This is a genomic window from Kitasatospora sp. NPDC048239 (genome assembly GCF_043202015.1).
Lineage (GTDB): Bacteria > Actinomycetota > Actinomycetes > Streptomycetales > Streptomycetaceae > Kitasatospora.
Genome location: NZ_JBICZP010000010.1, coordinates 229,815 through 248,584 on the forward strand (window position 1 = coordinate 229,815; position 18,770 = coordinate 248,584).

An 18,770-nucleotide genomic window follows, 5' to 3' on the forward strand; every position below is an offset into this window, starting at 1 on the left:
GTGGTGCTACATCGGAGGGTTGCCGTGCTTGCGGCTCGGCAGGTCGGCGTGCTTGGTGCGCAGCATGGCCAGCGAGGAGGCCAGGACCTGGCGGGTCTCGGCCGGGTCGATGACGTCGTCCACGAGACCGCGCTCGGCCGCGTAGTAGGGGTGCATCAGCTCGTTCTTGTATTCCTTGATCTTCTGCGCCCGCATCGCCTCGGGGTCCTCGGCGCCGTTGATGTCGCGTCGGAAGATCACGTTGGCGGCGCCCTCGGCGCCCATGACCGCGATCTCGTTGGTCGGCCAGGCGAAGGAGAGGTCCGCGCCGATCGAGCGGGAGTCCATCACGATGTACGCGCCGCCGTAGGCCTTGCGCAGGATCAGCTGGATGCGCGGCACGGTGGCGTTGCAGTAGGCGTAGAGCAGCTTGGCGCCGTGGCGGATGATGCCGTCGTGCTCCTGGTCGACACCGGGCAGGAAGCCGGGGACGTCCAGCATGGTGACCAGCGGGATGTTGAAGGCGTCGCACATCTGGACGAAGCGCGCGGCCTTCTCGCTCGCGTTGATGTCGAGCACGCCGGCCAGCGACTGCGGCTGGTTGGCGATGATGCCGGTGACGTGGCCGTCGATCCGGGCGAGCACGCACAGCACGTTGGTGGCCCAGCGCTCGTGGACCTCCAGGTACTCGCCGTGGTCGACGATCTCCTCGATCACCTTGCGCATGTCGTACGGGCGGTTGCCGTCGGCGGGCACCAGGTCGAGCAGGACCTCGTTGCGGCGGTCCACCGGGTCGTCGGTGACGACGGACGGCGGCATCTCGCGGTTGTTCTGAGGCAGCAGCGAGAGGAGGTAGCGGACCTCCTCGATGCAGGACTGCTCGTCGTCGTACGCGAAGTGCGAGACGCCGGAGACCCCGGAGTGGACGTCGGCGCCGCCGAGCCCGTTCTGGGTGATCTTCTCGCCGGTGACGGCCTGCACCACGTCCGGGCCGGTGATGAACATCTGCGAGGTCTCGCGGACCATGAAGATGAAGTCGGTGAGGGCCGGGGAGTAGGCCGCGCCGCCGGCGCACGGGCCGAGCATCACCGAGATCTGCGGGATGACGCCGGAGGCCCGGGTGTTGCGCTGGAAGATGCCGCCGTAGCCGGCCAGGGCGGTGACGCCCTCCTGGATGCGGGCGCCGGCGCCGTCGTTCAGCGAGACCAGCGGCGCACCGGCCGCGATGGCCATGTCCATGATCTTGTGGATCTTCTGCGCGTGGGCCTCGCCCAGTGCGCCGCCGAAGATCCGGAAGTCGTGTGCGTAGGTGAACACGGTCCGGCCGTGCACGGTGCCCCAGCCGACGATGACGCCGTCGGTGTGCGGCTTCTTGGCCTCCAGGCCGAAGCCGGTGGCGCGGTGCCGGCGCAGCGGCTCCACCTCGCGGAAGGAGCCCTCGTCCAGCAGCAGGTCGATGCGCTCACGGGCGGTCAGCTTGCCCTTGGCGTGCTGGGCCTCGGTGGCCTTCTCGCTCGGGCCGCGACGGACCTGCTCGCGCAGTTCGTGCAGCTCGGCGACCCGCCCGTGGGCGTCGGCCGGGATCTCGGGGATCTCGTCGCCGACCGGCGCCTCATGCACAACCGTCATCTCGAACCACTCCAAGGGTGAGGGAACTGTCCGACAGCCAACGTCTGCATTGCCCCCGGCTGCGAATCACTTCTTCACTTATGACTGTACGAGGGGCCGCGTCCTGGTTTCGGCGTTGATTCCGTACAAGGTCGCGTCCGTTTACATGTCAGGGCTGCACAGAAACCGGGCCTTGCCACCCTGTGCGCACCGTGTCCGTTCGAACACGTGGGGTTGCGGCTTGGGTGATTGTCGGATGATCTGAGCGGGAGGAAAGGTGCAGGTCAGGGCCGTCACTCAGCACTGTATCCGGGCCCGCTGAAGGATCGCTCAAGGCTTGCTTGAGCCGATCGGGCGAGCCGGTCCGCGCGCTCCCGGGGCTTCCCCAGTCGTAGGGATACACCAAAAACGCCACAGCCCGCCCGGAGGGTTCCGAGTGGGCTGTTCGAGGGAGGCGCGTCAGCTCTTGCGGCCGTCCTCCGGCTCGTCCCGGCCGCGCAGCTCCTCCTCGCGGCGGCGAAGATCGGCCTCCCACTGCTTGAGCATGTCCTCGTGCTGCTTGTCGTCCTTCTTCAACGAGGCCAGGAACTCGGGGTCGTCGTCCGGCGCGAGCGGCCGGCCGTCGCGCGGGCGGGCGGGCGCCACCTGGTCCGCCGTCCGGCCCTGCACGAACCCGCGCCGCTTGCCGGCCACCAGCCAGGCGATCGGGCCGAGCGGCGGGAACAGCAGCACGATGATCACCCAGACCACCTTGGGCAGGTGCTTCACCTCGTCCTCGGGGGCGGTCAGGCAGTCGATGAAGGCCCACACCCACAGGGCGAGCGGGAGCACGACGGTCAGAATCCTCAGCACGGCGGTGATCTCCCCCGGCGGCGGCGGTTGCGGCGGCGGCTTCCCCGGGGTCCTCGACTCCGTGGGGGCCCTTGACCGAGCCAGGCTATCGGGTGGCGGATACTGACTGGCATGGCATACGACGATCTCCGCTCGTTTCTCCGGGCACTCGACCGTGAAGGCGACCTCAAGCGCATCAAGGCCGAGGTGGACCCCCACCTGGAGATCGGCGAGATCGTCGACCGGGTGCAGAAGGCCAAGGGGCCGGCGCTGTTGTTCGAGAACGTCAAGGGCTCCTCGATGCCCCTGGCGATGAACGTCTTCGGCACCGAGCGACGGCTCGCCAAGTCGCTCGGCCTCAAGGGGCCGGAAGACATCTCCGAGAAGATCGCCGGCCTGCTGAAGCCGGAGCTGCCGCAGGGCTTCACCGGCTTCCGGGACGCCTTCGGCAAGCTCGCCTCGATGGCCCACGTGCCGCCGAGGAACGTGAAGTCCGGCGACGCGCCCGTGCACGAGGTCGTGCTCACCGGCGACGACGTCAACCTGGACGAGCTGCCCGCGCTGTTCACCTGGCCGCTGGACGGCGGGTCCTTCTTCAACCTGGGCCTGACCCACACCAAGGACCCGGACAGCGGCATCCGCAACCTCGGCCTCTACCGGCTGCAGCGGCACGACCGGCGCACCATCGGCATGCACTGGCAGATCCACAAGGACAGCCGCAACCACTACGCGGTGGCGGCGAAGCGCGGCGAGCGGCTGCCGGTAGCGATCGCCTTCGGATGCCCGCCGGCCGTCACCTACGCGGCCACCGCGCCGCTGCCCGGCGACATCGACGAGTACCTGTTCGCGGGCTTCGTCGCGGGGGAGCGGGTGAAGATGGTCGACTGCAAGACCGTCCCGCTGCAGGTCCCGGCCGACGCGGAGGTCGTGCTGGAGGGCTGGCTGGAGCCCGGCGAGATGCTCCCCGAGGGCCCGTTCGGCGACCACACCGGCTTCTACACCCCGCAGGAGCCGTTCCCGGCCCTGACGATCGACTGCGTGACGATGCGTCGGCGCCCGATCCTGCAGTCCATCGTGGTCGGCCGCCCGCCGACCGAGGACGGACCGCTGGGCAAGTTCACCGAGCGGTTCTTCCTGCCGCTGCTGAAGATCATCATCCCGGACATCGTCGACTACGACCTGCCCGAGGCCGGCGGCTTCCACAACTGCGTGATCGTCTCGATCGACAAGAAGTACCCCAAGCACGCCCAGAAGACCATGCACGCCATCTGGGGCGCCCACATGATGTCGCTGACCAAGCTGATCATCGTGGTGGACTCCGACTGCGACGTGCACGACTACCAGGAGGTCGCCTGGCGGGCCTTCGGCAACGTCGACTACAGCCGCGACCTCACCGTGGTGGAGGGCCCGGTCGACCACCTCGACCACGCCTCCTACCAGCAGTTCTGGGGCGGCAAGGCGGGCATCGACGCGACCCGCAAGCTGCCCGAGGAGGGCTACACCCGGGACGGCGGCTGGCCGGAGATGGTCTCCTCCGACCCGGCCACGGCCGAACTGGTCGACCGCCGCTGGAAGGAGTACGGGCTGTGAGCACCGCCGCCGCCCTCCCCGAGGTCCCGCCGGGGAAGATCAAGTCCTTCCTGCGCCTGGTGATGATCGAGCACTCGGTCTTCGCCCTGCCCTTCGCCTACATCGCCGCCCTCACCGCGATGTTCCTCGCCGACGAGCGGGTGCACTGGGGCGAGCTGTTCATCGTCACGGTGTGCATGGTCGGCCTGCGGACCTTCGCGATGGCCGCCAACCGGATCATCGACCGGGAGATCGACGCCCGGAACCCGCGCACGGCCGGGCGTGAACTGGTCACCGGCGCGGTCGCGCTGAGGACGGCGTACATCGGCTCGGCGATCGCGCTGGTGGTGTTCCTCGGCGCGGCCGCGCTGCTCAACCCGCTCTGCCTGGCGCTCGCCCCGGTCGCCGTCGTGCCGATGGTGGTCTACCCGTACGGCAAGCGGTTCACCGACTTCCCGCAGGCGATCCTGGGCCTCGCCCAGGCCATGGGCCCGATCGGCGCCTGGCTCGCCGTCACGGGCTCGTGGTCCTGGGACGCCGCGGTGCTCGGCCTCGCGGTGGGCATCTGGATCGGCGGCTTCGACCTGATCTACGCCTGCCAGGACGTCGCCTCCGACCGGGACGGCGGCGTGCGCTCCGTCCCGGCCCGCTTCGGCATCCCGGCGGCGGTGTGGGGGGCCCGGGTCTGCCACGTCCTGACGACGCTGCTGCTCGGCTGGTACGCCGTCCTGACGGACGCCGGGCCGGCCTTCTGGGTCGGACTGCTGGTGGTCGCCGGGGCGTTCGTCTACGAGCACACCATCGTGAAGCCGGGCGACCTGTCGAGGCTGAACCGGGCGTTCTTCCAGACCAACGGGTTCGTCGGGATCTCGCTGTTCTTCTTCGCCCTGGTGGACCTGATGATGCGCGGTCTCGGGATCTGAGGTCAGCTCTTCCCGCCCTCGTCGAGCGTGTGCTTGACGAGGGCGTTGGCGTGCCCGTGGCCCAGGCCGTGCTCGCTCTTGAGCCAGGCCACCAGCTCCATGTGCCTGGTCAGCGGGGAGGAGCGGATCAGCTCCTTCCAGTGCGAGATCGGCTGCCCGTGCTTCTTCTCGATCGACGGGAAGTAGCTGGCGGGGTTGCCCTTGGGGGTGTCGGTGCTCACGGTCGGTTCTCCTCGGTTGGTTGGTTGTGGATCTTGTTCTGGAGGCTGTCACGCAGCCAGCCTGGCCGTGGTTGCGGTCAGCCAGCCGAGGCCGAGCGCGGCCCCCGCGGTGAAGGCCAGGACGGTGGCCCCGGAGCCGGCGAACCCGGCCAGCACGCCGACGGGCACGATCCGGGAGGCGATGGCCCAGGTGCGCTCACCGGCGGCGGCGAAGTGCCGCGCGAGCACGAGGAAGGCGGCGCAGAGCGCGAGGAAGCCGATGCTGCCGGCGATCATGTGGACGGTGCCGTGCGCGCTCAGCTCGGTGACCCGGCCCGCCGGGGCGCCGACCGGGAACCCGGCGCCGGGGTCGGCCTTGAACACCGCGCTGACCAGGAACGACGCGCCGAACGCGCCGACCAGTCGGGGGGCCCAGACACCGCCGGGGCTGGCCCGGAGGGTGCGGCGGAGGCCGACGGCGCCGGCGATCGTCAGGGCGCCGGTGAGCAGGAAGCCCGCCACCTGGATCCAGCCGAGGCCGCCCAGGGCGAGCTGGCTGATGGCGTTCCGGGTGAAGTCGAAGCCCTCGCGGGTGAGGCCCTGGGTGATGCCGACGGCCAGGAACAGCGGGCCTGCGACGGCGCCGGCGGTGAGGAGCGTGCGGGTCGCGGGGGCGGTGAGCGGGGCTGCGGTGAGCGTGTTCGTCATGCAGGTAGGACCGGGGGTGTGGGCGGAACTCATCGGTGGGGCCGGTGTGACCCGGGTCACGCGGCCTCCGGGCCGTCGTCGGCGCCGGGCCCGACGCGCCGGTCCGCGGTCCCGGGCCCTCCGGGCCACCCGATCTCGTGAACTTCGCTGCCGGGCGGGTCGACATCCGTCAACCCGTCACTACGCTGCGAAACATGGACATCGTGATCCCGCTCTTCGACCGGTTCGAACCGCTCGACGCGATCGGCCCGTACGAGATCCTCGGGTACGTCCCCGGAGCCCGGGTGCGGTTCGTCGCGACCGAACCGGGCCGGGTCACCGACACGTTGGGCGCGCTGGCGGTCGATGTCCCCACCCGGTACTCGGAGGTCGACTCCTGCGACGTGCTGCTCGTCCCAGGTGGCGGCGGGACGCGGCCGCTGGTCGAGGACGCCGGGTTCCTCGCCTGGGTCCGCCGGATGCACGAAACCACCCGCTTCACCACCTCGGTCTGTACCGGCTCGCTGGTGCTCGGCGCGGCCGGGCTGCTCAAGGGCCTGGCCGCGACCTCCCACTGGGGGGTGGTCGCCGACCTGGAGGCCTACGGTGCCCGCTACACCGCCGAGCGGGTCGTCCGGCAGGACCGGATCATCACCTCGGCCGGCGTCTCCTCCGGCATCGACATGGCCATCGGGCTCGCCGCCCTGCTCACCGACGACCTCACCGCCCAGGCCATCCAGCTGGTCACCGAGTACGACCCCCAACCCCCGTTCGACACCGGCTCCGTGGCGAAGGCCCCGGCCGAGGTCCTGGAACGCGTCCGCACCCTGGGCTGAGCCCCGGGGCGCCCGGGCGCCCCCGGGTACTCCCTAGACTGCTCGTCAGGGCCCGTCCGGGCCGGGTTGTGACGAGGGGGAGCCGGTGGGCGCTGCCAGGATCGCGGTCGTGACGAGCGCCGCCGGCGTGGAGTACGACACCGACCTCCCGCTGATCGTGGACGCGCTGCGGGCCGGGGGCCTGGCGGCCGAGGCGGTGGCCTGGGACGCGCACTCCCCGGGGTGGGACGGGTTCGACCTGGCGGTCATCCGGTCGACCTGGGACTACTCGGAGCGGCTCGACGAGTTCCTGGACTGGGCCGACCGGACGGCTCGCGCCACCCGGCTGGGGCTGGGCAACCCGGCGCCGGTGGTGCGCTGGAACAGCGACAAGCGCTATCTGCTGGAGCTCGCCGAGCGGGGTGTCCCGGTGGTGCCGACGCGGTTCGTCGAACCGGGCGGCCGGTGCGAGGAGGCGGACGTCGACCAGCCCGGGGGAGTGGTGGTGAAGCCGGCCGTCTCCGCGGGTGCCCGCGACACCGCGCGCTACGAGCCCGGCCGGTCCGCGGACGCCGTGCGCCACGCCCGGATGCTGCTGGAGCAGGGGCGCACCGTGATGGTGCAGCCCTATCTGCGCCGGGTGGAGGAGGGGGAGCGCGCGCTGGTGTTCCTCGCCGGGACCTTCAGCCACGCCATCCGCAAGGGCCCGGTGCTGACCGAGCCCGGGGTGGTCGACAACGACCGGGTGGCGCACCCCGGTGTCACCCCGTACCGGCCGACCGCTGCGGAGCTCGGCGTCGCCCGGGCGGCGCTGGCGGCCGTCCCGGAGCCCGGCCCGCTGCTGTTCGCACGGGTGGACCTGGCGCTGGACGACGCCGGGGAGCCGGTGGTCATGGAGCTGGAGCTGATCGAGCCCAACCTCTTCCTGCAGAGCGACCCGCAGGCCCTCGGCCGCCTCGTCGAGGCCGTGGCCGGCGCGGCGGCGGCCGAGAACCGGCGGGTCCGGTAGCGGCCGCTACTCGGACTCCCCCTTGATGTACTCCTCGTACTGTGCGGGGGTGAGCAGGTCCTTCAGCTCGGCGGCGTTGGACAGGGTGATCTCGAACATCCAGCCGTCGCCGTACGGATCGGTGTTGACGTCCTCGGGCGAGTCGTTCAGGTTCTCGTTCACGGCGGCGACCGAACCCGACACCGGCAGGTAGACCTCGCTCACCGACTTGACGGACTCCACGCTGCCGATCGCTTCGCCGGCCTCGAACTTGTCCCCCACCGTGGGGAGTTCCACGAAGACGATGTCCCCGAGCTGCTTCTGGGCGTAGTCCGTGATCCCCGCGCGCACCCGGTCCTTCCCGGTGGACTCCACCCACTCGTGGTCCTTGGTGTACACGCGATCCTGCGGGACGTTCGACATGAGGGCCTCCATCGGCCGCCGCTGAGGGCTGCTAGGTGCTGACGTGGCGTCAGATTCGATGGAGAGCCTGCTACAGATCCCGTGGTTCGGCCGGGATGTTCACCCGAAGGAGTGAGTCTGGCGGCTCCGGCGCCCATGCGGGGGCGCCTACCATCGGGCCATGATCGGCAAGCTTCAGTGCATCGTGTTCGACTGTCCCGACCCGGCCGCCCTGGCCCGCTTCTACGCGGAGCTGCTCGGCGGGGAGGTGGACCGGCCCGACCGGCGGTGGTCGCTGGGCGCGTCGTGGTCCACGCTGCACACCGAGGGCGGGGCGGTGCTCTGCTTCCAGCGGGTCGAGGGCTACCGGGCGCCGCGGTGGCCGGACCAGGAGCACCCGCAGCAGGCACACCTGGACATCGACGTCGACGACCTGGACGCGGCCGGCCGCCAGGTGGTCGCGCTCGGCGCGGCGCCGCTGGACGACGCGGGCGGCTGGCGGGTCTACGCCGACCCGGCGGGGCATCCGTTCTGCCTGATCAGGGGGCAGTGAGCACGGCGGGCGGCCCCTGACCGGATGGCCCGGTGGCCGCCCCGCGCCTGCGCACCCCCGTGTGCCGCAGGCGCGGGGCGCCTTTTCGGAGTCGCCTCCGGTGGGGGACGATCGGCCCGGACCTATGGGGAGATCCGGGCCGATGGTGAACCCCGGTGGGAGGGCGCCGGGTTGGCGGCGCCGACGCACCGGTGGATCCGCTGTGTCACGTTAGCCGGGTCGGACCGGGGGGAGTTGGCAGGGCGCGCAGGGTTCCTTGCGGATCCGCGCAGGACGGCCCGCGCAGGGCGTTCTGGCGGTACTCCCGGGGGCTGCTGCCGTACTCCTGGCGGAACGTGCGGCTGAAGGCGGCGGCACTGGTGAAGCCCCAGCGGGCGGCGACGGCGTGGATCGGGTCGAAGGCCTGGTCCGGCCGGGCCAGGTCCGCACGGCACCGTTCGAGCCGGAGGCGGCGGATGAGCGCCCCCACGCCCTCCTCCTGCCCCTGGAAGAGCAGTTGCAGGGAGCGCAGCGAGACGTGGTGGCGGTCGGCGACGGCCTGCGGGGTGAGCCGGCGGTCGCCGAGGTTGTACTCGATGAAGGCCTTCACCTGCTCCCGCAGGGCCTGCGCCCTTGCCTGCGCCGGGAGTTCGCGGGCGACCTCCAGGTGGTGGGCCAGGCAGGCGGCCGCCAGGTCGAGCGCGACACCGCCCAGCCGCCGCAGGTCCTCCGGACCGCACTCGGCGCCGTGGTCCCCCAGCGAGGCCATGAACCGGGCCAGTACCGCGCCCATGCCGCCGCCTGCGGGGATCCGCCGGGCGAGCAGGCGGTCGACCCGGTCGGCCCGGACGGGCAGGGCCTTGCGGGGTATCTGCAGGATGACCGCCCGGGTCAGGCCGCCGCCGGCCCGCGCCTGCGCCTCGAACGGCCGGGAGGTGTCCCAGAGCAGCAGATCGTCGGTGACCAGCCCGGAGTCGTTGCCGTGCTGGGAGATCCACATCGGGTTTCCGGTGACCATCGCCAGCTGGTACTCCTCCGGGTCGCTCCGCCGGACCAGCGCCGCCGGCCGGCGCGAGCGCAGCGGCGCGTAGCCGAACGCCGACACCCGGACCGCGCCCAGCTCCAGCACCGAAGCCTCCGCCCGGAAGTCGGCGGCGTGCTCACTGGCGAGCGCCACCGGCGTCAGATCGCGGGCGATGACATCGGTGAACCACTCGAACCGGTCCTCCGGCGGGATGCCGGCCGTGGACATGGTCGACCACATCGCAAGCCCCGTTCCCTCCCGGCCACGTCCCCCGCGGCCGGGACGACGCTACAACGCGCCTGGCGACCGGACCGGCGAAGGGGTTTGAGGGGAGCGCCGCGAGGTGTCGGCTGTGCGGGGAATGCCCAGGTCGGGCCCGGCCGGCGGGGTCGGCGAGGTGTCCGCGGAGTGCAGGCCTCAGACCAGTGACAGGGTGTCGCCGACGCCCAGCCGGCCGGGCATGGCGATCTCGGCGAGGGCGTCCAGGCGGCCGTCGTGGGCCTGGGCGATGGCCTTGAGGATCTCGGGGGCGTGCGGCAGGCCGGGCTGGGCGACGGTGGTCATCGCGCAGCGCTCGCTGGCGCGGACGAAGGTCAGCCGGGCGCCGGAGCGGGCGCTGCCGCGGGCCTCGCGGCCGAACCAGCCGTCCTCCACGAAGGGCGGGGTGTCGGGCGGGGTGCGCAGCAGGATGTTGGGCCGGAACCGGCGCTCGTCGACGACGGCCGAGGGGGCCGCCCGGCGCACCCAGTCCAGGGTGGCGGTGGTGAGCACGCTGACCGGTAGCTGGTCGAGGTGCGAGACGGCGTCCTCGCGGGCGAGCGCGACGTCCGGGCGCTGGAGGTAGGCGCGCAGGAAGGCGTCCGGGTCGGCGACGGGCCGGCCGAGCGGGTCGAACAGCTCGGGGCCGTCGAGGCGGTGGCCGAGCCGGGAGGAGAGGCGGAGCAGGCCGTCCATCCGGCGAAAGCGCCGGGTGTTCTTGCCGGAGCCGAACCTGCCGGACCCGTCGCGCACGGCGTAGAGGCGGTCGCCGGCCAGGCCGCGCTCGTCCACCTCGACGGAGTCGAGCCGCTCGCCGCCGGTGGACTTCACGGGGTAGCGCCAGAGCTGCTCGATCACTCCGATGATCTCTGCCATGGCGGGAAAGCGTAGCGGCGCCTGCGGGGGATGGTCTAGACCAAGGTGTGGAGGTGCTGGGCAGGCTCAGCCCAGTCGGGCCACCGCCCGCACGGGCGCCCCGTCGGCGGCCACCAGTCGGAGCGGGAACAGCGAGACCTCCACCGGCCGCCCGGCCTCCTGGGCGTCGAGCAGGAGCCGCAGGTCGGTGAGGTTCTCGGCGATCACCCCGCCGCCGGGCGCCCCGAGCAGCACCCGGTGCGCGGCGAGGGTGGGCTCCGCGGCGGCCGACTGGTCGTGCTCGTCGGTGAGGTCGGCGAGCAGCGCGGCCACCGCCGGATCGCCCGGCCCGGGATCGGGAGTGGGGTCGACGCTCAGCGCGTCCACGCCCACCGTCCGGACCCCGGCGGCGACGATCGCCTCGGCGGCGCCCGGGGTCAGGCTGGGGTGGGCCAGGTAGGTGTCGGTGCCCCAGTGCCGGGCCCAGCCGGTGGCCAGCAGCAGCACGGTGCCCTCCCCGGCGCGCTCCAGCGCCGGGGCGAGCAGCTCGGGCGTCACCGCCGAGCGGGGCTCCAGGCCGCGCAGGTCGGCGACCACGGCCGGTCCGGTGAACCGCTCCAACGGCAGCCCGTCCAGGGTCGGCCAGGTGACGTCCACGTGGTACGGCGCGTCCACATGGGTGCCGGACTGCGAACCGAGGTGCAGGGCCAGCACGTTCACCCCGGCCGTGGCGGTGGTGAGCGCGGGCTCCAGGACGACCGCCGGATCGCCGGGGTAGACCGGCATCGCGGTGGTCACCTGGTGGGTGAGGTCGACGAGGGTCGGTGCCATGGCGCCCATCCTCGCAGGCCGGGCCGCCCGGTAAATGCGTATAGAAATAAGCCCTATGGGAACAGCGAAGCAGCAGTCGGTACGCCAGCCGTGGGTGGTCGGGGTCTCGGGTGCCTCAGGGACGCCGTACGCCGCCTCCGTCATCCGGGCGCTGCTCGCCGCCGGGGAGGCGGTCGACCTGGTGGTCAGCCGGGCGGCGCGGCTGACCATCCTGGACGAGACCGGCATCTCCTTCCGGGACGCGCACTGGCGCGAGGACCTGGCCGCCTGGCTGGGCACCGGCCCCGAGGGGCTCGACGACGTCCGCTACTGGCCGGCCGGGGACTTCGCGGCCGGCCCGTCCAGCGGCTCCTACCCGGCGAAGGGCATGCTGGTCGTCCCCGCGACCACCGGCGCGGTGGCCGGCATCGCGCTCGGCCTGAGCAAGGACCTGCTGCAGCGGGTCGCCAGCGTCACCCTCAAGGAGCGCCGCCCGCTCGTGGTGTGCGTCCGGGAGGCACCACTCAACGGGGTGACGCTGAAGCACCTGGTGGAGCTGGACGCGCAGGGCGCCGTCGTGCTGCCCGCCTCGCCCGGCTTCTACGCCGGCGGCTCCACCGTGCGGGAGCTGGTCGACTTCGTCGCCGGACGGGTGCTGGACGCGGTCGGCGTGCCGCACTCGCTGTACCTGCGCTGGGAGGGCGAGTTGGGCGCGGCGGCCCGCCGACCCGACCGGGGGGAGTGAGCGACCCGCGACCGGGAGAGTATGTTCTCTGCGATATCCGGGTTGGTGCGCGCATGCCGCCTTTGAATCCGGATAATGATCTGTGGGTCTGGTGAGGTTCGGAAGGACGCGGACGGTATATGGACACGGTGGACAGACAGCTCATCCAGGCGCTCCGGGAGAACGGCCGTGCGTCCTACGCCGAGCTGGGCCGACTGGTCGGCCTCTCCGGCCCGAGCGTCACGGACCGGATCAACCGCCTGGAGCAGGCCGGGGTCATCACCGGCTACCGCGCGACGGTCAACCCGGCCTCGCTCGGCTTCGGCGTGACGGCCCTGATCGGCCTTCAGCTCACCGACGCCGCCGACCACGAGGACGTCGCGCACCGGCTGAAGGACCTCGGCGAGGTCGAGGACTGCTGGTTCATCGCCGGTGACGACTCGTACATGCTCAAGGTGCGGGTCTCCGACGTGGAGGGCCTGGAGTCGGTGGTCAAGCGCATCTCCGGGACGAAAGGCGTGGCCCGCACCCGCACCACGGTCGTACTCTCCACCAAGTGGGAGAACCGGGTGAGCGATCTCCCCCTGGTCGAAGGAGAGTAATGGCGACGGCACTGGTCGGCCTGGAGGACCTGCACGCGGCCCGGGAGCGGATCGCGGGGGTCGCGGTGCGCACCCCGCTCGTCCCCGCGCCCTGGGCGAACGACGGCGAGCGCCGGCTCTGGCTCAAGCCGGAGAACCTCCAGCCGACCGGGGCCTTCAAGCTGCGCGGCGCCTACAACCGGCTCGCCGCGCTCCGCGACGACGAGCGCGCCCGCGGCGTGGTCGCCCAGTCCAGCGGCAACCACGCCCAGGCGGTGGCCTACGCGGCGCAGCTGCTCGGCATCAAGGCCGTCATCGTGATGCCGGACACCTCGCCGGCCGTCAAGGTCGAGGGGACCCGCTCGTTCGGCGCCGAGGTGCTCCTGGTGTCCCCGCATGAGCGGGACACCGTGCCCGGCGAGCTGGCCGAGCGGCACGGCTACGTCTGGGTGCCGCCGTACGACGACCCGTTCATCATCGCGGGCCAGGGCACGGTCGGACTGGAGATCGCCGAGGACGCCCCGGCCGGGCTGGACACCGTCCTGGTGCCGGTCAGCGGCGGCGGGCTGATCTCCGGTACGGCGGCCGCGCTCAAGCTGACCCGCCCGGACGTGCGGATCATCGGCGTCGAGCCGGAGCTGGCCGCCGACGCCCAGGCCAGCCTGCGGGCCGGCGAGCGGCTCGCCTGGCCGGTCGCGGACACCTACCGGACCATCGCGGACGGGCTGCGCACCCCCTCGGTCGGGGTCATGCCGTTCGCCCACCTCACCGCCTACGTGGACGACATCGTCACCGTCACCGAGGACGAGATCCGGGCCACCGTCGCCCTGCTGGCGCGCCGCGGCCGACTGGTCGCCGAGCCCTCCGGGGCCGTCGCCCCGGCCGCGTACTTCCACCGCGCCGCCGAGATCGGCGCCGGGATCACGGCCGCCGTGGTGAGCGGCGGGAACATCGAACCGGCGTTGCTCGCGGAGCTGCTCGCAGCGTGAGCGCGGTATGGGCGTACGCTCGTTCCGGCAACGAATCGAAGTCGGAGGAGGCGGGTCACCGCATGGACGCAGGGCTCAAGCGCGAGCTGGAGGCGAAGGTCTACGCGGGTGAGCGGTTGACCCGCGAGGACGGGATCGCGCTCTACGAGAGCGACGACCTGGCCTGGCTGGGCGGGCTGGCCCACCACGTGCGGACGAGGAAGAACGGCGATGTCGTCCACTTCAACGTCAACCGCCACCTCAACATGACCAACGTGTGCAGCGCGTCCTGCGCCTACTGCTCGTTCCAGCGCAAGCCGGGCGAGAAGGACGCGTACACGATGCGCATCGAGGAGGCCGTGCGCCTCGCCAAGGCGATGGAGGTCGACTCCCTCACCGAGCTGCACATCGTGAACGGGCTGCACCCGACGCTGCCCTGGCGCTACTACCCGCGCTCGCTGCGGGAGCTGAAGGCGGCCCTGCCGAACGTCTCGCTGAAGGCCTTCACCGCCACCGAGATCCACTGGTTCGAGAAGATCAGCGGCCTGTCGGCGGACGAGATCCTGGACGAGCTGATCGACGCCGGCCTGGAGTCGCTGACCGGCGGCGGCGCGGAGATCTTCGACTGGGAGGTCCGCCAGCACATCGTCGACCACGACACCCACTGGGAGGACTGGTCGCGGATCCACCGGCTCGCCCACAGCAAGGGCCTCAAGACGCCGTCGACGATGCTCTACGGCCACATCGAGGAGCCCCGCCACCGGGTCGACCACGTGCTGCGGCTGCGTGAGCTGCAGGACGAGACCGGCGGCTTCCAGGTCTTCATCCCGCTGCGCTACCAGCACGACTTCCACGACTCCAAGGACGGCGTCGTGCGCAACAGGCTGATGGCCCGTACCGAGATGGCCACCGGGGCCGAGGCGCTGAAGACCTTCGCGGTCTCCCGGCTGCTCTTCGACAACGTGCCGCACGTCAAGGTGTTCTGGGTGATGCACGGCGTCACCACCGCGCAGCTGGCGCTCAGCCACGGCGCGGACGACATGGACGGTTCGGTGGTCGAGTACAAGATCACCCATGACGCGGACAACTTCGGCACCCCGAACAAGCTCGGCCGCGACGACCTGCTCGGCCTGATCCGGGACGCCGGCTTCCGCCCGGTGGAGCGCAACACCCGCTACGAGGTCATCCGCGAGTACGACGGACCGGACCTGACGCGTCGCGAGACGCCGCAGGCGATGCGTCTCTGACCAGCCGTTTCACCGCTCCCCGTGCCGTCCGTCGGCGCGGGGGGCGGTTTTCTTCACCGGGCCCGCACAGGGGTCCGGGTTTCCCAACGGGCTGTTGGTTTGGCAGGATCGGCGGCATGTCCGGTTCTCACCGCTCCACCCCGTACCCGTCGTACGAGCCGGCCCACCAGCCGGGGTACGAGGTGCAGCAGCAGCCGTACGGGGTGTACGAGCAGCCGTCGTACCAGGAGTGGGGCACGCCCCAGCCGGTCGAGGGCTACCCGAACCAGCCGGTCCACCAGAACCAGCACGGCTACCCGAACCAGCCGGGCTACCCGGACCAGGGCGGCTACCCGGACCAGCCCGTCTACCCGGACCAGGGCGGTTACGCCTACGAGGGCTACGACGCCTACGACCAGCCGTTCCAGCCGTACGCCGTCGAGCCGGACCCGTACCTCGCGCAGCCGCAGCCGCAATCGCAGCCCGAGCCATCGGCCGCGGTCGAACCGCCGTTCGTGCCCGCCCCCGCCGCCGCCCCGGGTACGGCGGCCGCGGCCGGATCGCGCGCGGCGGCCCGCGGCCACCGGCGCAAGGCCAAGAAGAAGCGCCACGGCAAGGCCGTGACCGCCGGCACCGTGCTGCTGATCGCGGCCGCCGCCGGCTGGTACACCGTCGGCCAGGACTCGGCCAACCCCGGGGTGACCGCCGCCGACGGCCCCGGCCCGGAGGGTCTGGCCGCCCCCGACCAGCCCTCCCCGCCGGCCGCCGCCCCCGCCCCGCAGGCGGCCGCCGACCGGCACACCGAGGCGCCCGCGGCCAGCCGCAGCGAGGCCCGGGAGGACGGCTCGGTGGCCGCGATACCCGGTCTGGGCGCCGCCTTCACCGCCCGGATACCGGCCGAGACCACCCAGGTGGTGCTCGCGTCGGGCCAGGACAAGAACGCCAACAAGACCACCGTCACCCTCTGGACCCGCACCGCCGAGGGCCGCTGGCGGGCCGGCGAGGCCTGGCAGGGCCACAACGCCAACCGGGGCTGGACCACCGACCACAACGAGGGCGACCTGCGCAGCCCGATCGGCGTCTTCTCGCTCACCGACGCCGGCGGCCGCAAGGCCGACCCCGGCAGCAAGCTCCCGTACGACAAGGACCCCTCCTTCGTGGTCTCCGGGACGGGCTTCGCTGGCGAGCCGCTGGCCGGCTCCTTCGACTACGTCGTGGCGATCGACTACAACCGGGTGCCGGGCAACTCGCCGCTCGACCCGCGCCGCCCCAACGGTTCGAGCAAGGGCGGCGGGATCTGGATCCACGTCGACCACGGCGGGCCGACGCACGGCTGCGTGTCCGTCCCCGAGGACAAGATGGCCGAACTGATCCGCACCCTGGACCCCGCCGCCCACCCGGTCATCGTGATGGGCGACGCGGCCTCGTTGGCCGCCTGACCTGCTGTTCACGTCCCCCTGGCCCCAGGCGCCCCAACGGCTCTTGTCGGCCTCCTACAGCTTCCGGGGGCGGATCCTGTAGCCGGTGCGCCCCGCTGACCAGTGGGTAACCCGGTTGAGTGGCAGCATGAGCGGTTCGCGCATTGTGGCACTCGGTCACTACCAGCCCCCCAAGGTCCTCACCAACGGCGACCTGGCGGTGCTGGTCGACACCGACGACGAGTGGATCCGCAGCCGGGTGGGGATCCGGACCAGGCACATCGCCGAGGGGGAGACCCTGGTCGACCTGGCCACCGAGGCGGCGCAGAAGGCGCTCGCCAACAGCGGCCGCTCGGCCGCCGACATCGACCTGGTGGTGGTGGCCACCTGCACGGCGGTGGAGCGCAGCCCCAACACCGCCGCCGCCGTCGCGGCCCGGCTCGGGGTGCGGGCGCCGGCCGCCTACGACATCAACACGGTCTGCTCGGGCTTCTCGTACGCGCTGGCCACCGCCGACCACGCGATCCGCGCGGGCGCTGCGAGCCGGGCGCTGGTGATCGGCGCCGAGCGGATGTCCGACACCATCGACTGGACCGACCGGACCACCTGCGTGATCTTCGGTGACGGCGCCGGCGCGGCGGTCGTGGAGGCGCAGGCCGAGGGGGCCGAGCCCGGGATCGGGCCGGTGGTCTGGGGCACCGAGCCCGAGAAGGGCGACGCCGTGGTGATCACCGGCTGGGATCCGGTGATCAGCCAGCAGGGCCAGTCGGTGTTCCGCTGGGCCACCACGCAGATCGCCCCGCTGGCCCGGCAGACCTGCGAGAAGGCCGGGATCGACCCGTCCGAGCTCAAGGGCTTCGTGCCGCACCAGGCGAACCTGCGGATCATCGACGCGATCGCGGCCAAGCTGGGCGCCCCCGACGCGGTGATCGCCAGGGACGTGGTGGTCTCCGGCAACACCTCGGCGGCCTCCATCCCGCTGGCCTTCTCCAAGCTGGTCGAGCGCGGCGAGCTGTCGCCCGGCGACCCGGTGCTGCTGTTCGGCTTCGGCGGCGGCCTGGCGTACGCGGGCCAGGTCGTGCGCTGCCCCTGAGCCGTGCGCTGCCCCTGAGCGGGCCTCCACGGGCCCGAGCGGGCCCGGGCACCCCCGGGACGGACCCGAGGCGGGTCCGGCACCCCTGGGGGCCCTACGGCGCCCCGGCGGCGCCCTGAACGCACACATGCCGGTGGGCGGACACCCTTGCGGGGGTGTCCGCCCACCGGCATGTCTGGCGCGCTGCGGCACGTCGGCGGACCTCCCCCGAGGACACGGCCGCCGTCCGTCGTTCCCCGGACAGGAGGCCGGGGTTGCGCGCGGAGCGGATGGGTGGGTAGGGGGACCGGTCTACTTGGGCGGCTTCTTGCCGGTGACACCCAGGTACACCAGGGGAGCGAGGTTGGGCTTGAGGTCCTTGACCTTGACGCCCCAGGAGGTGAAGGCCTTCTGGTGCTCGGCCGCCGAGGCGAGCAGCGAGACCAGAGACCCTGCGACGGCGGCCGCGTCGAGCGATTTGTCGGCCTGACCCTTCGCCTGGAGTTCCCTGACGGCATCCGTGAGCGGCTTGGCGACCGCGTTGAGGACGGTCATGCGGATCTTGAAGAACCGCTTGTCCCCTTCGGCGGCACCGAGCGTGACCACTCGGAGAATGGCGTCGTTCTTGCGCCAGAAGGCGAGGAATCCGTCGACCAGTTCTTCCGAAGTGGCCGAGCCGGACTTCCCTGCCCAGGACTTTCCGGCCACCAGCTCTTTGAGGGTGTCGGCGTCCTTGGCCATTTCCTCGGCGATTTCGAGGACAGCGCCCTCGACATCCGGGAAGTACTGGTAGAAGGTCGCGGGGGAGGTACCCGCCATACGGGCGACGTCGATGACCTTGACGTCCCGATAGGGCGACGTGCTGAGCATCTCGCGGAGGCAGTCGAGCAGCTTCTGCCGCGTCTCCTGTCCGCGTCGCCCGGCGACGCGACCGTCGACGGTGCGAACTTGTCCTGTCATGCCGTCAGCTTACCGTGGCACGATCTTGGCGCGATTCGGTGATGCGACTATTACTCCGCACGGGGGTTGGTATAGGGGCTTGAACGAGTTCGGGCGGATATTCGCAGGGGCCCGGAGAGCCGGTTTTGAAGCCCCCCCGTGTGCTTATGACCCCACAGCGTGACGACCCCTCCGCTGAGGGGTTATCGGGTGACAGAGCGTAACGATCGAAGGAATTCTTGCGGACGGTCGACGGGCGGCCTCCGGGCGGGCCGGGCGCAAGCCGCGTCCGGAGCGGGCGTCAGAATCCGGCCGTTCCGTGGGCACTGACCGGACGGGGTCCGGCGGGCGCCGTAGGCCG

The 18,770-nt window shown here is 71.9% G+C and carries 20 protein-coding genes; 11 read left to right on the forward strand and 9 right to left on the reverse strand.

The window, feature by feature from the left end; all coding sequences use genetic code 11:
- Positions 1-6: 6 nt before the first annotated feature.
- Together ACGFZP_RS26155 and ACGFZP_RS26160 are read right to left on the reverse strand one after the other, a co-directional pair.
- On the reverse strand, positions 7-1,608 hold the full coding sequence (locus tag ACGFZP_RS26155; protein ID WP_392937439.1) for an acyl-CoA carboxylase subunit beta: 1,602 nt from the start codon (positions 1,606-1,608) through the stop codon (positions 7-9).
- Positions 1,609-2,046: 438 nt separating this feature from the next.
- Positions 2,047-2,439 (reverse strand): PLD nuclease N-terminal domain-containing protein, encoded by a 393-nt coding sequence (locus tag ACGFZP_RS26160; protein WP_392937442.1) that lies wholly within the window; start codon positions 2,437-2,439, stop codon positions 2,047-2,049.
- A 111-nt stretch (positions 2,440-2,550) separates the two neighbouring features.
- Here ACGFZP_RS26160 and ACGFZP_RS26165 point away from each other — a divergent pair, with 111 nt between their 5' ends.
- Together ACGFZP_RS26165 and mqnP are read left to right on the forward strand one after the other, a co-directional pair.
- A complete protein-coding gene (locus ACGFZP_RS26165) occupies positions 2,551-4,008 on the forward strand; it encodes a menaquinone biosynthesis decarboxylase (RefSeq protein ID WP_392937445.1) in 1,458 nt (485 codons plus the stop codon).
- Positions 4,005-4,910, forward strand: a complete 906-nt coding sequence (mqnP, locus tag ACGFZP_RS26170) for a menaquinone biosynthesis prenyltransferase MqnP (RefSeq protein ID WP_392937448.1) — start codon at positions 4,005-4,007, stop codon at positions 4,908-4,910. The genes ACGFZP_RS26165 and mqnP overlap by 4 nt, the downstream gene beginning before the upstream one ends.
- A gap of 2 nt (positions 4,911-4,912) precedes the next feature.
- Here mqnP and ACGFZP_RS26175 read toward each other — a convergent pair whose 3' ends face one another.
- Together ACGFZP_RS26175 and ACGFZP_RS26180 are read right to left on the reverse strand one after the other, a co-directional pair.
- Positions 4,913-5,131, reverse strand: a complete 219-nt coding sequence (locus tag ACGFZP_RS26175) for a DUF4287 domain-containing protein (protein ID WP_392937450.1) — start codon at positions 5,129-5,131, stop codon at positions 4,913-4,915.
- Positions 5,132-5,179: 48 nt separating this feature from the next.
- The gene (locus ACGFZP_RS26180; RefSeq protein ID WP_392937453.1) at positions 5,180-5,818 is read right to left on the reverse strand and encodes a DUF998 domain-containing protein; all 639 of its coding nucleotides are present in this window, start codon (positions 5,816-5,818) and stop codon (positions 5,180-5,182) included.
- Positions 5,819-6,012: 194 nt separating this feature from the next.
- Here ACGFZP_RS26180 and ACGFZP_RS26185 point away from each other — a divergent pair, with 194 nt between their 5' ends.
- Together ACGFZP_RS26185 and ACGFZP_RS26190 are read left to right on the forward strand one after the other, a co-directional pair.
- Positions 6,013-6,633, forward strand: coding sequence for a DJ-1/PfpI family protein (locus tag ACGFZP_RS26185; RefSeq protein WP_392937456.1), 621 nt, complete (start codon positions 6,013-6,015; stop codon positions 6,631-6,633).
- Between the two features lie 109 nt (positions 6,634-6,742).
- Positions 6,743-7,621: a RimK family alpha-L-glutamate ligase gene (locus tag ACGFZP_RS26190; RefSeq protein WP_392937459.1), complete on the forward strand. Its 879-nt coding sequence runs from the start codon at positions 6,743-6,745 to the stop codon at positions 7,619-7,621.
- A gap of 6 nt (positions 7,622-7,627) precedes the next feature.
- Here the strand turns inward: ACGFZP_RS26190 and gcvH are convergent, their stop codons facing one another.
- Positions 7,628-8,023, reverse strand: coding sequence for a glycine cleavage system protein GcvH (gene gcvH, locus ACGFZP_RS26195; RefSeq protein ID WP_392937461.1), 396 nt, complete (start codon positions 8,021-8,023; stop codon positions 7,628-7,630).
- 160 nt (positions 8,024-8,183) lie between these two features.
- Between gcvH and ACGFZP_RS26200 the strand changes: the two genes are divergently transcribed.
- Positions 8,184-8,555 (forward strand): VOC family protein, encoded by a 372-nt coding sequence (locus ACGFZP_RS26200; RefSeq protein WP_392937464.1) that lies wholly within the window; start codon positions 8,184-8,186, stop codon positions 8,553-8,555.
- Positions 8,556-8,760: 205 nt separating this feature from the next.
- Here the strand turns inward: ACGFZP_RS26200 and ACGFZP_RS26205 are convergent, their stop codons facing one another.
- From ACGFZP_RS26205 to ACGFZP_RS26215, 3 genes are all read right to left on the reverse strand, one after another.
- Positions 8,761-9,798 (reverse strand): helix-turn-helix domain-containing protein, encoded by a 1,038-nt coding sequence (locus ACGFZP_RS26205; RefSeq protein WP_392937466.1) that lies wholly within the window; start codon positions 9,796-9,798, stop codon positions 8,761-8,763.
- 177 nt (positions 9,799-9,975) lie between these two features.
- Positions 9,976-10,692 (reverse strand): MOSC domain-containing protein, encoded by a 717-nt coding sequence (locus ACGFZP_RS26210; RefSeq protein ID WP_392937469.1) that lies wholly within the window; start codon positions 10,690-10,692, stop codon positions 9,976-9,978.
- A gap of 66 nt (positions 10,693-10,758) precedes the next feature.
- Positions 10,759-11,502, reverse strand: coding sequence for a cyclase family protein (locus tag ACGFZP_RS26215; protein ID WP_392937471.1), 744 nt, complete (start codon positions 11,500-11,502; stop codon positions 10,759-10,761).
- A gap of 55 nt (positions 11,503-11,557) precedes the next feature.
- On the opposite strand from ACGFZP_RS26215, the gene ACGFZP_RS26220 reads away from it, so the two are divergent.
- The 6 genes from ACGFZP_RS26220 to ACGFZP_RS26245 all read left to right on the forward strand — a co-directional run bounded on the left by ACGFZP_RS26220 (position 11,558) and on the right by ACGFZP_RS26245 (position 17,491).
- Positions 11,558-12,226 carry a UbiX family flavin prenyltransferase gene (locus tag ACGFZP_RS26220; RefSeq protein ID WP_392937474.1) on the forward strand — a complete coding sequence of 223 codons (669 nt, stop codon included), beginning with the start codon at positions 11,558-11,560 and terminating at the stop codon, positions 12,224-12,226.
- Between the two features lie 119 nt (positions 12,227-12,345).
- Complete coding sequence (locus ACGFZP_RS26225; protein WP_387948988.1) at positions 12,346-12,807, forward strand: Lrp/AsnC family transcriptional regulator; 462 nt, start codon at positions 12,346-12,348, stop codon at positions 12,805-12,807.
- Complete coding sequence (locus ACGFZP_RS26230; protein WP_392937478.1) at positions 12,807-13,775, forward strand: threonine/serine dehydratase; 969 nt, start codon at positions 12,807-12,809, stop codon at positions 13,773-13,775. Before ACGFZP_RS26225 ends, ACGFZP_RS26230 begins: the two co-directional genes overlap by 1 nt.
- 62 nt (positions 13,776-13,837) lie before the next feature.
- On the forward strand, positions 13,838-15,001 hold the full coding sequence (gene mqnE, locus ACGFZP_RS26235; RefSeq protein WP_387948990.1) for an aminofutalosine synthase MqnE: 1,164 nt from the start codon (positions 13,838-13,840) through the stop codon (positions 14,999-15,001).
- Positions 15,002-15,117: 116 nt separating this feature from the next.
- Entirely contained in the window at positions 15,118-16,419 is a 1,302-nt protein-coding gene (locus tag ACGFZP_RS26240; protein WP_392937481.1) for a L,D-transpeptidase family protein, read from the forward strand.
- Between the two features lie 127 nt (positions 16,420-16,546).
- Entirely contained in the window at positions 16,547-17,491 is a 945-nt protein-coding gene (locus ACGFZP_RS26245; protein ID WP_392937484.1) for a beta-ketoacyl-ACP synthase III, read from the forward strand.
- Between the two features lie 291 nt (positions 17,492-17,782).
- Here the strand turns inward: ACGFZP_RS26245 and ACGFZP_RS26250 are convergent, their stop codons facing one another.
- Positions 17,783-18,430, reverse strand: coding sequence for a TetR family transcriptional regulator (locus tag ACGFZP_RS26250; RefSeq protein ID WP_387948993.1), 648 nt, complete (start codon positions 18,428-18,430; stop codon positions 17,783-17,785).
- Between the last annotated feature and the right edge of the window lie 340 nt (positions 18,431-18,770).